This window comes from Methylophaga sp. UBA1464 (assembly GCF_002325665.1).
GTDB lineage: Bacteria > Pseudomonadota > Gammaproteobacteria > Nitrosococcales > Methylophagaceae > Methylophaga.
The window spans coordinates 1-15,748 of sequence record NZ_DCSO01000048.1 but is presented as its reverse complement, the minus strand read 5'-3'; the positions used below and the strand labels follow the sequence as shown (position 1 = coordinate 15,748).

The 15,748-nt window shown below is 44.3% G+C and carries 14 protein-coding genes and 1 pseudogene; 8 read left to right on the top strand and 7 right to left on the bottom strand.

Annotated elements, in window-relative coordinates; genetic code table 11:
- The 7 genes and pseudogenes from B3O33_RS05640 to B3O33_RS05610 form a co-directional block, all read left to right on the top strand.
- Positions 1-608 (top strand): annotated as a pseudogene (locus B3O33_RS05640) (hypothetical protein); the annotation flags it as partial.
- A 9-nt stretch (positions 609-617) separates the two neighbouring features.
- Positions 618-2,060 (top strand): hypothetical protein, encoded by a 1,443-nt coding sequence (locus B3O33_RS05635; RefSeq protein WP_292363168.1) that lies wholly within the window; start codon positions 618-620, stop codon positions 2,058-2,060.
- Positions 2,047-4,053, top strand: coding sequence for a PEGA domain-containing protein (locus B3O33_RS05630; protein ID WP_292359688.1), 2,007 nt, complete (start codon positions 2,047-2,049; stop codon positions 4,051-4,053). The genes B3O33_RS05635 and B3O33_RS05630 overlap by 14 nt, the downstream gene beginning before the upstream one ends.
- Positions 4,053-4,196, top strand: coding sequence for a hypothetical protein (locus B3O33_RS05625; protein ID WP_292359686.1), 144 nt, complete (start codon positions 4,053-4,055; stop codon positions 4,194-4,196). The genes B3O33_RS05630 and B3O33_RS05625 overlap by 1 nt, the downstream gene beginning before the upstream one ends.
- Positions 4,197-4,198: 2 nt before the next feature.
- Positions 4,199-4,987: a MotA/TolQ/ExbB proton channel family protein gene (locus B3O33_RS05620; RefSeq protein ID WP_292359684.1), complete on the top strand. Its 789-nt coding sequence runs from the start codon at positions 4,199-4,201 to the stop codon at positions 4,985-4,987.
- 6 nt (positions 4,988-4,993) lie between these two features.
- Positions 4,994-6,064, top strand: a complete 1,071-nt coding sequence (locus B3O33_RS05615; RefSeq protein WP_292359682.1) for a VWA domain-containing protein — start codon at positions 4,994-4,996, stop codon at positions 6,062-6,064.
- The gene (locus B3O33_RS05610; protein WP_292359681.1) at positions 6,061-7,011 is read left to right on the top strand and encodes a hypothetical protein; all 951 of its coding nucleotides are present in this window, start codon (positions 6,061-6,063) and stop codon (positions 7,009-7,011) included. Before B3O33_RS05615 ends, B3O33_RS05610 begins: the two co-directional genes overlap by 4 nt.
- Before the next feature lie 99 nt (positions 7,012-7,110).
- Here B3O33_RS05610 and B3O33_RS05605 read toward each other — a convergent pair whose 3' ends face one another.
- The 7 genes from B3O33_RS05605 to B3O33_RS05575 all read right to left on the bottom strand — a co-directional run bounded on the left by B3O33_RS05605 (position 7,111) and on the right by B3O33_RS05575 (position 14,570).
- Entirely contained in the window at positions 7,111-7,446 is a 336-nt protein-coding gene (locus B3O33_RS05605; protein ID WP_292359679.1) for a hypothetical protein, read from the bottom strand.
- A gap of 139 nt (positions 7,447-7,585) precedes the next feature.
- The gene (locus tag B3O33_RS05600; protein WP_292359677.1) at positions 7,586-8,329 is read right to left on the bottom strand and encodes a dienelactone hydrolase family protein; all 744 of its coding nucleotides are present in this window, start codon (positions 8,327-8,329) and stop codon (positions 7,586-7,588) included.
- Positions 8,330-8,389: 60 nt separating this feature from the next.
- Entirely contained in the window at positions 8,390-9,175 is a 786-nt protein-coding gene (locus B3O33_RS05595) for a nuclease-related domain-containing protein (RefSeq protein WP_292359675.1), read from the bottom strand.
- A gap of 33 nt (positions 9,176-9,208) precedes the next feature.
- Positions 9,209-11,317 (bottom strand): EAL domain-containing protein, encoded by a 2,109-nt coding sequence (locus tag B3O33_RS05590; RefSeq protein WP_292359673.1) that lies wholly within the window; start codon positions 11,315-11,317, stop codon positions 9,209-9,211.
- A 301-nt stretch (positions 11,318-11,618) separates the two neighbouring features.
- Positions 11,619-12,254 (bottom strand): hypothetical protein, encoded by a 636-nt coding sequence (locus tag B3O33_RS05585; RefSeq protein WP_292359671.1) that lies wholly within the window; start codon positions 12,252-12,254, stop codon positions 11,619-11,621.
- A 199-nt stretch (positions 12,255-12,453) separates the two neighbouring features.
- On the bottom strand, positions 12,454-13,863 hold the full coding sequence (locus B3O33_RS05580) for a TonB-dependent receptor (protein ID WP_292359669.1): 1,410 nt from the start codon (positions 13,861-13,863) through the stop codon (positions 12,454-12,456).
- 176 nt (positions 13,864-14,039) lie between these two features.
- Positions 14,040-14,570, bottom strand: a complete 531-nt coding sequence (locus B3O33_RS05575; protein WP_292359667.1) for an REP-associated tyrosine transposase — start codon at positions 14,568-14,570, stop codon at positions 14,040-14,042.
- 287 nt (positions 14,571-14,857) lie between these two features.
- Between B3O33_RS05575 and B3O33_RS05570 the strand changes: the two genes are divergently transcribed.
- Positions 14,858-15,625 carry a nuclease-related domain-containing protein gene (locus tag B3O33_RS05570; protein WP_292359665.1) on the top strand — a complete coding sequence of 256 codons (768 nt, stop codon included), beginning with the start codon at positions 14,858-14,860 and terminating at the stop codon, positions 15,623-15,625.
- Positions 15,626-15,748 lie beyond the last annotated feature (123 nt).

Here is a 15,748-nt window from a genome sequence, read left to right as displayed (position 1 = left end):
CTGCCAGTTTTAACGAACAGGCGTTTATGGAGCATCTGGATACCAGCGGTCGGCAAATCAAACTGGTGAGTATGCCGAGTGATGCTGATCCGATGTTTGAACGGGTGAAATCGGTCCAGGTCAGAGAACAGCTGTTTATCGATAATCTGCAACAGAACTACAGCGCGTTTTCACAGCAAATGGATGACAGTTATCTGGCGTGGCAGGAAGCCAGTGCGGCTGAAATGCAGCTGCGTAAAGAAGCCAAAACAAAAAGCATCTGGAAAATGATAGGCGGGGCAGTTTTAATCGGTGCCGCGGTGGCTGCCGCTACATCAGGCAATTCCAATGACCCTCGCTTTGCCCGAGATATTGCTACTGTTGCAGGGGGGATTGGTGGTGCCGTGCTGCTGACCAGTGGCTTTAAATCACGTGAAGAAGCCAAGTTTCATCAGGATGCATTAAATGAATTGGGAGAGTCTATTAATCTGGAAATGGCTCCCCAGGTGATGACTTATGAAGAAGAATCAGTTGAGTTAACCGGTGATATCGATGAGCAGTTCCGTCAATGGCGTGCATTTTTGAATCGTATGTATCAGTTGGAAGCCACGCCAGATGTTCAACTGTAAGAGATAAGCATGATCACGCAGAAAATCGCTGAAGCTAAACTTGCCAAACGAAAGCTATTTTTCCAAACACTGATTATCATTTTGCTGCTCAGTGTGTTGTGTGTGCTGTTAATTGTCTGGGCTTCGATGCCAAAAACCATACATGACAGCAGCGAAGCCGAATCGTCGCAGACATTGGATATTGTGGATATCCCAGTGGTAACGGAGAGTGCGCAGGATAATGAAACGCTGCGGCAGGCTTATCTTGAGTCCTATGCTCATTATGAAAACACACTGAAGCCCGAGCTGAACAAGATTGAACTGGAACAATGGGATAAAGCCTTGGCTGAGCGTTTGAACACCACAGAAAGGTCGGCAATCAAACAGTTTGGTGAAGCGAAATATGCTCAGGCGAAAGCCACCCTGGATACACTTATCAAGCATGCAGAAACGGCGATTACTGACAGCCAGGATCAATTTAAAACTGCCATCCAGGATGCCCGGCAGGCTTTTGATAACAACCAATACCAACCGGCAAAACTGGCTATTTCCAAAGCGTTAATGCTGGATAATTCTTCACAGCAAGCAATTGATCTGGCGGAAAGAATCGAGCAGTTACCTGAAATTGCTTCACTGGTTGATCAAATCAATGTGGCGAAAGTGGAAAATGATCTGCAAACTGAACTGACATTAATCAATCAATTATTAACGTTAACACCGGAAAGGGAAGCCCTGAAACAGCGCGCTCAAACGTTACAGTCCACCCTTGATAATCAAAAATTTCAGTCTTTTATCGCTCAATCCTATACTGCAATTGAAAATGGTCGTATTGATGCGGCTAAAACAGCACTCAATCAGGCAAGAAATATTCATCCTAATCGCGCCGAGATCAGTGATGTCAATTCGGCGATACTGCAATACGAAAAAAATCAGCGGGTTCAGAACGCGTTGAGCAACGCCAGACAGGCCGAGACAAAAGACGACTGGCAGACTGTCAAAACCAACCTTGAACAGGTTATCAAAGAAACCCCCAACAACCAGACAGCAACCGACAAGCTGGCGATGGCAAATGCTATTTTGTCACTTAATAATAAGATTGATGACTACCTTAAAACACCTTATCGCCTGTCAAATGGTCAACTCAGTGAACAGGCGCGTTCGACAATTAACCAGGCCACCAACTATCGTAATCAAAGCCCGTCGCTCACCACTAAACGTCGCGAACTTGAGAATGTGTTAACGGCTGTGAACAGAACCATCCCGGTAGAAGTGCGTTCGGATAATAAAACCCATATTCAGGTGCGCGGGGTGGGTAATGTTGGCGTCATTGATGCAAAAGAGATTCAGCTCAAGCCCGGTCAATATACCTTTGAAGGCAAACGTCCGGGGTTTAAGTCCAAGCTGGTTGAAGTCACCATTCCTTATGATGTCAGTCGTTATAGTCTGACGCTGGTGTGTGATGAGCCCATTTAACCAGCAGCTGGAGCTTGCCAGAAAACGTCAGCACAGAATGTATCTTTGGTTGCTGACAACCTTTGTTGTGGTTTTCCTGATTATATTGACGATTATCTTTGCCTCCCGTGGTACACGTATAGAAATTAAGCCGGATGATGCAACTGACGTATCGATTAATGCCGATTCCTGGCTGGCAATGGTGCTGTTCGGTTCGGTTTACTCACTTGCCGACACGACTGAAATTGAAGTCACTGCAGATGGTTTTTATCCCTATCAGCAAATTATTGAGCAGACTGATTCCGGTAAAGTCCTGCGCATCACGCTCACGCCCTTACCCGCAAAGATTGTGCTCGCAACCTTGCTTAAAGACAATCAAACCGCCTGGTTAATGGAGGAGCAGGTTCTTGCGGTGGCTGATATTCTCGAATACGAACTGCCTGCCGGAGAGCATCAGCTCATTGTTCAGCATCCTCACTATCAAACCATGACTATCGACTTATCACTCAATCGCGGTGAAACAGTGGCTCAGGATGTTGAATTGCAACCATTGCAGGGCGAATTGACGGTGAATTCCGATCCCAGTGGTGCCTTAGTGACTATTTATGATGTGGAAGCGGGTAAAACACCTTTGACCTTGCCACTGCAAGGTGGCTGGCATCACGTCAAAGTATCACTGGCAAAATATGAAACCACCGAAGAAACCATTGAAATTAAAAACAGTAAACCGACGTTAGAACGAAATTATCGTTTATCACCGGAAACGGCTGGTGTGCGTTTAAACCTGAAACCTTCTGGAGGGCAACTGACATTAAATGGGTTACGCATAGAAAACGCGCAACTTATCTCGGTTGAAGCCGGTAAATCACATCAACTCACCTATTCCAAGCCGGGCTATTTTAGTCAAAGCGAAACCTTCACCTTGTCGACTAATGAAAAGCGCAGCTTCGATATGTCGCTGCAACCTGAGAAGGGCAAGGTAGAAGTGCTTTCTACACCACCGGCGACAGTCACGGTTGATGGTAAACCCATGGGTAATACGCCTATTGAATTGGATTTACAGGCAGTTTCTCACGATATTCAGCTCAGTCTGAAGGGTTACCGAACGGTCGAGAAATCCATCACACCAACTGCTGCAGAAGCCCAGAAACTGTCTTTTACATTGATTCCGGAAGCACAAGCCAAACGGGCTGAAGCCCCCAGACTCTATAAAAACAAAGCCGGTGGTGGAATGGCTTTATTTTCTCCCAATGACATTATCAAAATGGGAGCAGGGCGAGATGAGCCGGGGCAGCGTGCCAACGAGTTTCTAAAACAGGTCAGGCTCAATCGACCATTTTATGCCGGCACAAATGAAGTCACCCATGCCGAATATCAGCAGTTTGATAGCACTAAATCCGGCGATGCTCAATTACCCGTCACCAATGTGACCTGGCTGGAAGCGGTTAATTTCTGTAACTGGCTAAGTCAGCAGGAAGGTTTAACCCCGGTTTATGATGTGCAGGGAAATCAGTTAAATCGTATTAATATCAATGCCGATGGGTACCGTTTATTGATGGAAGCCGAGTGGGAATGGCTGGCCCGTAAAGCAGGCAAACCAGAACAGACTTTGTTTGTCTGGGGCAATGAACGGGTAATTCCAATCAAAGCCGTAAATATCGCCGATGAAGCTGCCAAAGGCAGTGTCAGCCTGTATGTTCCCAGATATTATGATGGTTTTGCCGGAATCGCTCCGGTGAAAAGTTTTAGCCGCGAAAAGTCCGGGCTTTACGACTTAGGCGGCAATGTCAGTGAATGGACACATGACAGTTATTCACTCACGGCACCCAAACTGGATACTATTTATCCACATATACTGGATAGTACGACAATCAGCATGCGCGTGGTAAAAGGTGCAAACTGGCGCTCAGGTTCGTTAAGTGAATTAAGAGCATCTTACCGAGACGGTGCCGAGCAGGCCCGCGATACGCTTGGTTTCAGAGTCGGACGTTTTCTGAATGGAGGAAATGAATAATGATGAGTTTAAAAAAAGCCGTGTTTATAGGCGTCTCGACCGCGCTGGTTGTGATCCTTTCATTGATGATTCATAACGCCTGGGCGGGTGGTAAATCGGTTATCAGCCTGAATTCTCCCGTTTCCTTCCCGGTGGATATTTAACAATGAGTGACTTGATGAAAAGCTTTGCCGCATTGATCGTATCGATCATTGTGGTGCATATGATGTATATCGGTTATATCCGGCCTGAAGCCGCTCAATTAATTGATTTAGCCTTGCAACAGCAACAGTCTTCGCCTCGCAATATTGTGGTTATCATCAAAGATTACGAGCAGGAAATCTGTTTTATATTAATGATGTGGGGCTGTTTTCTCATTGCCAGCGCTTATCGTGAGATTCTGAAAACCAAATATCTGTACAGCGTCGATTTGATTGAAGATCCGCAAAGCAGTGATGAAGAGAAAATTGAAAACACGGGGCATAAAGAACTTGATGTGAACCATATTATCCATCGTTTGGATACCGAGATTCCTCAGGATTGCATGTCTTCACCTCTGGTGCAGACGCTACGTTCATCTTTATGGCGATACAGTTCAACCAACAACGTTCAAAACTTGTCGGATGCGATTGAAAGTAACCTGGAAGCCCTGGCCGTCAGGCAGGATTCCGAAAACACCATGATCCGTTATCTGATCTGGGCCATACCCTCAATCGGCTTTATCGGCACAGTACGTGGTATCGGTCAGGCGCTTTCGCAAGCTGATCAGGCGCTTGCCGGTGATATTTCGGGTATGACCGATAGTCTGGGGCTGGCATTTAATTCGACATTAGTGGCCTTGCTTATCAGTATCTTTCTGATGTTTCTGTTTCATCAGTTGCAGCGTTTGCAGGACAGTCAGATTGTCGATACGCAAAGCTATTGCGACAAATTCCTGCTGAGACGTATTCGCTAACAGCAAATGGCTTACCGACGCAAAAAAGCCGAAGGTTCCAGTCTGGCATTTCTGGATATCATGTCCTGTGGCCTTGGTGCCGTTATTCTGGTGTTTATGCTGGTCAAACAGAAAATTGATGAAACACCGGTTGAAATAGACAATCTTAAACAGGATATCAGTCAGCTGGAACAGGCCAGAGATGATGCTGGATCGACTCTGGAACAGATCCGCCAACAACTCAGCAGCGAAAATGCCCGTTATCAGGCATTAAAAAAACAACTGGATGAAAAGCAATCCACACTCGCCAGCCAGAGCGAAGAGGTGCAACGCTCAGAGAGTGCGTTAGAAGAACTTAAATCAAGCATTACCTCGATTGAAATACCCAAACAGCAGGCTGATCTGGTAGAAGCACCGCGAATAAATGAAGAAAACTATTTGTTAGGCCTCAAGGTTGAGGGGCCTAAAATTGCCATACTGGTGGATACCAGCGCTTCGATGACCAATGAAAAACTGATTGATATTATCCGCACCAAAAGCAGTTCACAGCAGAATAAACAGAACGCTGCAAAATGGTTGAGAACCAAAAATGTAGTGCAATGGTTATTAGCTCGCTTACCGGAAAACAGTGACGTGTTGGTGGTCGCTTTTAGCGAAGACGCCAGGGTTTTAGGTGATCAGCAAGGCTGGCAAAAAGCCAGTTCACCACAAACGGCAACATCTATATTACGTGACTTGAATACTGTTATTCCTGAAGGCGCGACCAATCTTCAAAAAGGCTTGAATAGCGTTAATCAGTTTTCCCCCTCCAACTTATATGTCATTACCGATGGATTGCCGACCAAAGGCGAATCGCAATATCGCAGCCTGAATCCGTTTTCCAGTTGCAGCTCGCTGACCGGAAATGCCCAGACGATTTCAGGTGAATGTCGGGTAAAGCTGTTTCAGCAAACCATTAATGAAAGTGGCAAACGGGGAATGCAGGTAGATGTGATTATGCTGCCATTGGAAGGTGATCCTGATGCGGTCAATCAATACTGGGTCTGGGCTGCCACTACCGGCGGATTACTGATCAGCCCGGCGAGTAACTGGCCATGAAATATCGGAAAAAAGGTCTGGATATTTTCAGTCTGTCTTTTCTGGACGTGATTTCATGTGGGTTTGGTGCGGTGGTGATGCTGATCCTGATCGCCAAAACCGATGTGGATGTATCCATTGCCGGTGCCGATGATGTGAGCAGTTTACTGGCATCATTGATTGGCCTTGAAAACTCGGTAGCCGAAATCAGCGAGCAAATTCAGCAGGAACTTTCCACGCTGGATACCTTATCCAGCGAACAGCAATCTATTGCTCAGGCCGAATCCTCGCTGGAAAGCCGACTTAAAGCTCTACAGCAACAGAATGCAGCGCTGGAAGAAAGTATTAGTGGAATGAGTCTGGTGGAATCGCGGTTAAAACAAGCTGCCTTGCCGACACCACGAAAGCCGACCGATCAGCGTTCTGAAGAAGTCGGTGGCATACCGGTTGATAGTGATTATGTCGTGTTTATTATCGACACTTCCGGCAGTATGAAACAGATCTGGTCACGGGTTTCCCAGGAAGTGGTAAATGTATTGAATATACATCCAGAAGTAAAAGGTTTTCAGATACTTAATGATATGGGGACGTCCATGATCTCGGGTTATGATGGTCGCTGGATGCCTGATACTCCTTCCACCAGAAACAGTGCTATCCGAATGTTTCAAAACTGGTCAGTGGTATCCAATAGCAGTCCCGTCGAAGGTGTCGAAACGGCACTGCGTAAATATGCCAAACCCAATATCACCACGTCCATTTATGTATTTGGTGATGATTACACTGGTTCATCCTATGATCCGGTAATCGATAGAATTACCAGACAGAACAGACAACTCAGTGATGGAAGACGACTGGCCAGAATTCATGGTGTCGGCTTTTTATCAATGAACAGCACCGACAGATACAGCATACTGATGCGGGAATTGACTAAACGTAATGATGGTACCTATATTGCGTTACCGCCGTAGACTTTGGTAATGCATGACCTCATGGTGGATTTTGAGCGCCAGTATAAGTCAGAAAGTCAGCAAATTCGTCCCATGCTCCTGCGTGGGAACGCAAATGGCCTAATCAATAAACTCATACTTCCAGCGAATCTCATCCGGCTTCATCATCTGCCCGACACTAAAGCGAATCATGTTTGTCGGATCTGACGGTTTACCAAGCATCACATAACGACTGCCATCTTTATCGAAGCCAACCCCGGTTTTATCATTAAACTCAGTGATGGAACTGCTGTTTTGCAAAATAAACGGCAGTAAATCATCTGCTGCATCAGGTGGTGCAAATGGCGGTACTGTCTCCGGCCGACTGCATAATCCAACAAAGATTTCTTCATCGGTTGGCAGGATCAGAATGTTCCAGTTGAACAGGGTATATACCGATTTAGTGGTGTTTTGCATTAGATAAACAGTTCGGTTGGGTGATATATGAGAGACCGTGAGAATTACTTAAAGAGGCTCCCACGCAGAGCATGGCAGCCAGCTGTATCCATTTAATTTTGTTAACCTCGTTCCCATGCTCTGCGTGGGAACGCTGCGTCTAGCGCAACGTTCTGCTAAACAAATTCAACGCCAGTTGATAACCGATTTGTGCTGTTTGAGCATCATAACGCCCGCCATCACCTTCATCACGCATAAAGGCGTGTTCCGCATTAAATTCGTGCCAGGTAAACGGAATGTCGGTTTCATTCAATTTGCTGTAAATCAACGTTCGACCTTCTGATGGCACATGATTATCCTGCTTACCCCAAATCATCAGTAATTCACCTTTGATATCAGCAAGACGTTCCATACTGTGTTGACCCGGTTTATTCGGGATTTTCTGAATATGTAAATCGGTAGCATAAAAACAGGCGGTACCCTTGATTTCAGGTTGCAAAGCTGCACGGAAGGCCAGATGGCCGCCGATGCAATAACCCATCGCTCCAAACTGGCCATTGCACCAGGATTGTTGCTTGGCATACTTGATTAACGCTTCATTGTCAGTGTCATAGCTCTGCACATCTTTGTATTCTTTATCGGCATTGCCTTTATCACGACCGGCATCGTCATAACCCAATACCGTACCGATAGGATTCAGTTCATGGAACACTTCAGGGACTAATACGGCATAGCCATGACTGGCCATTAATCTGGCAGCGCGCTCAATCGGACCAGTCTGCTGGAAAATTTCAGAATAAAACAAAATGACAGGGTAGCTGCCTTCGCCGATAGGACGATGAATATAGGTACGCATCACACCGGTGGGTGTATCAAGATCGGCAAAATGGCTTTGGATTTTCATGAAAGCTCCCTTGAAAAGTTATTTGGAAAATAAAACCGCTATTGTACAACGACTCAATGACTAAATGATTTCCTGGCTAACGGGAAGCATCAGGCGACATTTTGGAAATTCAGAACAGCCCCAAAACTGCTTGCCGGCATTAACCCCTTTTTTTGTTTTTCTTAAGATCATTTCACTGCCACATTTCGGGCAAAGATGCTGGTGTTTTTTTTCAGCAATAATGCTTTGAACATGACGCACATGTTCACGATTTATTTTAAAGGATCGTTCTAAACGACCTGCTTCGATGGCCTGAGTAATATCCAGCACTTGCCTTGGATTTAGTACTTTATCGGTTTTGGACAAAATATAGCGGATATACCCCATACCGTATGTGATGTTTTCAGGCATATCGGTTTTAAACGTACTGTCACCGATAAAGACCACAAGCGAATGTATCTGGTTTTCTTCAAGGTTTAAAAGCGATTGTAAGGTTTTAGTATGCTTATAATTCTGGTGTAAAGGATTTTGAAATTTGTTTTTATGTTTAAAGATTTGCTGTGTCCACATTTTCTGATTGGCAGAACCAAATATCCAACCTCGAAGGTTTTTGGTTTCTACCACAAATACGCCATACACCGACACTATGATATGGTCGATTTGAGTTGTGCCATCTTGTGTCGGCAGCGTCACATTTTTAATTAAATGATATGTGTCTTTATCCAGTTTCCATTGAGCAAAAACATTGACAATAAATTCGCCGAATAGGCCTTTGAACCAGGCTGATTTTAAAACAGCAAGCAGGATAAAAAGCGGAATGAAATACCAGAAGTTGAAGAGTGATTGAAAAACTGGTGAAAAATCCATTTTGTGTCACTCCCAGATAACGGTGTCAGCCAATCATACCTTATAGTTAAGCTCAAATTGCTTGGCAGCGATATCAAACTGCATTTTGAAGTAATTGATACAATCCGCTTCGGCTATTGGTGGGCTATGGTAATACCCCTGAAAAAGGTCACAGCCCATTTCAGCCAACGCCTCGCGCTGCTCTTCGGTTTCAACATATTCGGCAACCACATGAACTTTCTGGGCCTGCCCCAGCGAGCATATCGTCCTGACAATATCGGCATTGGTATCGTTGATCAGCACATCGCGTGTGATGGAACCATCAATCTTGATCGCATTCACCTGAAAACGGCGCATGTAGAGTAACGATGAATAGCCCATACCGAAATCATCCATTGCCAGCTGCACACCGGTATCGACAAGTTGTTGCAAAATGATATCGGTCAGATTGGTATCGGGGATCTCGGATGATTCGGTGATTTCAAGCTCTATTTCCTCAGCGGTGATGCCATATTCCTGAATATATTTCATCAGATAAAACGGTAAATCTTTGTCGGTTAACTGATTGGGTGAAATATTGACGGCGATAGTCAATGCCTGATAACCGGCTTTATTCCAGCGGGCTTTACAGGCACAGGCCTGTTGAATAACCCATCTGCCAAGTTGATTTATCTGATCACCGTCTTCGGCCACCGTGACAATGGCAATCGGTGAGATCATGCCGTATCGGGGATGTGTCCAGCGGAGCAGTGCCTCAACACCGACGACGTTACCCTGACGATCATGTTTGGGTTGATAGGCCAGTGTCAGTGAGTTTTGCTTTATCGCTGTTTGCAGATCCACAATCAGATCGCGGGCGATCATGCCAACCTTATCTTGCCTGGACACAATTCTTTGTCTGTTATGGCCCACCTTAATAATCGTATCTGATGCCAGTTGAAATGCTTCCATGGTTTTTTGGTGGCGGTTTTTTTCTGCTTTTCTGACAAATGGCAAATAGCACACCGTGCTGAGAGCAATTAACATAAATTGCAGAACAGCGCCTCGCCAGGACTCCGTTAACAACCAGCCTGACATCAAAGGCGGAGTGGTCCAGGTTACCGTTGCAGAGTCATAGATATGAATAAAACCAATCTGCACTGACAGTAGCGTAATCACCATAAGCAGGAGCGGTACTAAAATAAACGGGATGAGGTAAAACGGGTTTAAGACAATTGGCAGTCCATAGATCAGAATGTCATTAATATTGAATACAGAAGGGATAACAGACACTTTGGCAATTTTATTCTGAGTGCCATGCCTTGTGACGATAAAAATGGCGATGATTAAACCCAGCGTAGCACCTGATCCCCCTAACAAAATAAAATTACTGAACAGCACTTTTATTAAAGCAAGGTTGGAATTGAGTTCTCCATTAGCCGTGCCATTTAAAGCGCCTTGTGCCAGAGCGGTTCCTTCCAGAAAAACACTGCCATGAACACCAAAAAACCAGAACAACTGATTGACCAACACAGAAAACGTACTGATTATCCAGGTGCCATTGCCACTAGCGTTTGCCCAGTCGATAATCAGCTGTGAAATACTGGGAAAGGCAGGTGTTGCCGCCAGGGCCAAACCCAACATAAAAAAGGTGATGCCAATGAAAATGATGGAAGGGCTCATACGCATAGCGTGATAAAAGGTGGTGTCAGAATCCACAGGCAAGTTGAGCAGGTCGAGATAAGGGCGTTTAACAGCAAAAATAATGAATTCTGCTGAGAGTATTCCAATGACAATACCTAAAACCATGATATCCGCACTGAACTCAATTGGAGAGGTATTGGGCAGTAAAACGGTTATGATCAGATAGTTAATGACCGCACTAATTGCGACCATCAGGGGAGGGGCAATTTCTCTTTGCCGGGTCGAGCTGGGAAGACGATAAACCAGTTGTACCGAGACAATAACGGCTAACAACAATCCAAATAATGCAAAAGAACTGTCGATCATTTGTCTTAACAGAACACGCCATTCTGTGCCGAACCAGATATCCATTGATTGTTGATAGTCTGGCCAGGGTAAATTCAGGATTAATTCACCGATAACACGCAGGAAAGTCAAAGGTAAAAGTGCTACAAAGCTGTTTCTTGTCGCTATCATCCATAAAAACAATCTTTCCTTCAACCCTGGCTCCTTTGTTCAGCTTATCAGGTTTTCCAGGCTGATAATCTGAAAGATAATATCCATTATTTCGCCTTGTACCTGTTTTCCCAAGTATATTTACACAGAATTTAAATCACAGGCAATTTAGTTTCCTAACTATCTGGATGGTTAGGATAATTCATATTCAAAGATGTGACTCAATCGACATCTGCAAGGCGATAATATCGTTGGTCATGCTGAATATATCGACTCAAAAGCAGGGATTTTAAGTGTTGTTTTATTTGTTGCCTTTGCTTTATTTTTCAACAGGAAATGAAACTGCTCAGAGCTGATCATCTATCGCCTGATAACCATCGCGAATCGTGATTTCAGTGCCTTTAGGCTGTTTTTCAAGCACCATACTGTTTTCACCGATTGATATTTTGAAACTATCCTGTGTCACGTCTGAAACGGTGTATTGAGTTTGATCAAGAAACAGTTTATTGCCATCGAGGCGGGTAATACTGTCATCAGTCTGTGACAAATACATCATATTTTCATCATAATAAGACACTAGCTCAGAAACGGTTTCCAAGCCCTGTTCAGTCATGGTGAAGGTTAACGCAAATGTGTATTGGCCCTGGCTGCCTATCCAGGTAGTGTCAGTCAACATCGCATAATCAACACCGCGAGTCAGGATGAGATCACCACTTTGCAGATGATTTTCATCTTCAACAGCGAGTGTATCAGTAGGTAACTCCTGAGCACCGAGCAATTTAATGGTTTGCTCACGGCTTTTATATTGATAATCAGCCGTCGTGATATCTTCTCCCTGAATGATTTCCAGCGTCCCATCCGGCTGGAACTCATAACTCACATTACCATCCGCACTGATAAATCTGCCCTCAAATTCATCATAGCCACAGCCGGTGAGCAGAAGAGGCAGGCTCATAGTGAGCAATAACAAAAGTTTTTCCATCGATTCAGATTTCCTTAACGGTATTAATATTAAATGTTAGGTGGGCTGAAATTATGAAGCCCAACATGTGAAACATCAGAATTGTTGGGCTTCGTACCTCAGCCCAACCTACAATCATCCAACGGCTTGTTAATATTATGTCATTTATAAATCGTTGGGTTTCATTCTTCAATTCAACATAGAACGCTACGGATTCCCACTAATCGGCGGGTTTATAACCAAATAACTGCTGCGTTTTGATTTTTTCTGCCACCACGTCAGGCACTAATTTCTCCCAGCCCATCTGATTGCTGGTGATCATTTTCAGTACATCCGGTGAAAAAATGTGCAGATAATCTTCATTAAACGCTTCAATCTGCTTGATGTTATCACCTTGTTTCAGATAGTCGTATAGATAGGTTTGTTTTTCATCCACGTTGAGATTGTCGACTTTGAACAGGGTATTGGTTGCCGCATCTTTGTAAGGATAGATATAGAGTTTGACGTTATTCTTAAACAGCCGGCCAAAGCCTTCCAAAATACCGCCGTGTAATGTTGCGTAATACCGATCGTCAAACAGGTCAATCAAGCTATGCGCGCCCATTGCCATACCAATTCGACGGTTGGTGTAACGGGATAAATAGGTGGCCAGACGGTAGTATTCAGGATAGTCCGAAATCATCACGGTATGACCGGTGGCCTCTAACACTTCGGCACGACTGATAAAATCTTCGAGATCGACACTATCATTATCATCCCGCAGGTGATGCATAGTGATTTCCATGATAGAAATAGTATCTTCCGGGCCGGAATCATCCTCGGCTTCAAATTGTTTTCTGGCCGCATTCAACATGTCAATGTTGACGTGAGTAACAGGCCGGAAACGGCCCCGTTCGACTAGTACATTCTTCTTACGCAAATGTTCTGAAGGTTGCAGCACTTTGCCATCTGCCGAAAACATCGCTGCACCGCTCAAGCCAAGCTGAACAAGTCGTAGACTGATGACGCGGTTATCAACATGCAGGAAAGCATCACCATGAAAGTCGACCATATCAACTTCAATACGATCAGTAGTCAAATTATCCAGCAGTGATTTCACCAGCATGTCCGGGTTTTGGCTGAGATGAAATGCGCCATGAACCAGATTGACACCTAAAATACCCAGGGCTTCCTGTTGTAGCGCGTTTTCATGATCGAGCATTCTGACATGAATAATGATTTCACTTGGCGCGGCATGAGGTTCAGTTTGAAAACGAATCCCCAACCAGCCATGACATTCGTTGGTGCCATGATAGTTACGAGCGGATACTGTGTTAGCAAATGCAAAAAAGGCCGTGTTATCACCACGTTGCTCGCTTAAACAATCCACAATCAAGTTATATTCATGCTCAAGCATGTCTTCCAGACGCTCACGCGAGACATAACGGGAGGCTTTGCCATAAATATCATCACTGACCTTCATGTCGTAAGCCGAGATGCTTTTAGCAATCGTCCCTGCTGCACCGCCAACCCGAAAGAACCAGCGAACTACCTCCTGACCCGCACCTATTTCAGCAAATGAACCATAGCGGATAGCATCAAGGTTTACTGCAAGCGCCTTAGCGCCAGTCGATAAGATTTTATTTTCCATAACCACTCTTAGAGATTGTTGTATTGCGTTTGAAGTGATGCCGCAGTGTTTGTGAGTTAGCAACAAAGTTGATGTGTTTCGATTGTAACGCCTTTGGGCATGAACACAAATTAGGCTTTGGCGAGCAATCGATGAATTTAATTAGCAGGTTGTGCTGAGACACCAAGCCCAACAACTCAATGTTCCCCTATATTGGTAAAAATTATCGTTTCACCAACACTCCAATCACTTGTAATGATGCCTTTATCAATAAACCAGTGAATGCTGGAATAAGGCCATTCAACTACTTTATCCACATAACCATGTTTCACCGGATTGTAATGAATGTAATCAACATGTCTTTGATAGTCCAAATCATCACGGATTAAATGCTCCCAATAACGGCGTTGCCAGATGCCGCGTTCTCGTTTCAATTTTCGACTTTGATTGATGATTTCGTGTTTGGGTAATGATCGAGAAAAAGCTGTTTTGACTAACATCCAGCGTTTGGCAAAATCAGCATCACCGGGTGGTAAAGTCCAGATCGCATGTAAATGATCGGGCAAGATGACCATGGCATCTATGTGAAAAGGATGACGTTTTTTCACCGTTTTGATGCAGGCGCGAAGCGTATCAATATGATCCGTCAGCAGGGTTTGTCTTCGGTTCAGCAAATTAACCGTAAAGAAATAAGTGGCGCCAGCCACCTCAGTACGACGATAACGCATTCATCACAATCCTTGTGAAAAATTATTGTTGGTTGGGCTGAGGCACGAAGCCCAACAATCGATTTGTCATTTTAGTTTATGATGCGATTTTATGTCATGTCTAAAATGTTGGGATTTTGAGGTTGCGGTGCGAAACAAGATGGCTTTGGTAGGTTGGGCTGAATTTATGAAGCCCAACAGATAGGATAATTTTTTGATCGTACGTTGAAATGTAAAAGCATTTGTATGGTTTCATTGTTGGGCTTCGTGCCTCAGCCCAACCTACATTGATTTTAGGGAAAGGTATTTTGAAATCACCACTTAAGGATAATCCTTTACGTAATCCGGGCGAGTCGCTTGATAGGCAGATAGATGAATTAATTAATAGCAAAGCTATGCCATATATATTAATTATAGTCATGGGCTTTATATTTGCTGGCTTTGAGTGGTATAGGTGGTATTTTGAGGTTAAGCCTAACCCTATTGTTTATACGATTCTCGCGATAACCGTCACACCATATTGTTTCTTAAAACTATTTGCTATCAGAAAAGAAGTAAGACATCTCATACAAGGGCGCGATGGCGAAAAAGCTGTAGGTCAGTACCTTGAGAGCCTCAGAGAAACTTCAGCAAAGGTGTTTCATGATATTCCTGCCAAAGGTTTCAATATCGATCATGTCGTTATAGCTAAAAGTGGCATTTATGTGATCGAAACCAAAACCTACAGCAAACCTGATACAGGACAGCCCAAAGTGATATTCGATGGTACATCGTTAAAATTCAGCTCAGGATTTTCCACCAATAAACCCCTTATCCAAGTCGAAGCTTCAAGTAATTGGCTGAGAACGTTAATCAAAGAAACTACGGGAAAATCATTTGCCATTAAGCCAGTCATTGTTTTTCCCGGCTGGTTTGCTGAGCCAACAAGTGATGCAAAGTCGAGCGATATTTGGGTGTTAAACCCAAAGGGATTGCCGACATTTATCGCCAACAGTAAAGAAAAAATGGCAGCAGAAGATATGAGTTTAGTGGCGTTTCACCTTTCCAGATATGTCAGATCTTACAAAGAGGATTGATTTTGGTAGGTTGGGCTGAATATATGAAGCCCAACAAGTAGGGTAGTTTTATGGAGGGTATTTTAAAATTGAAAGCTTGTTGGTGGTTTTAATTGTTGGGCTTCGTACCTCAGCCCAACCTAC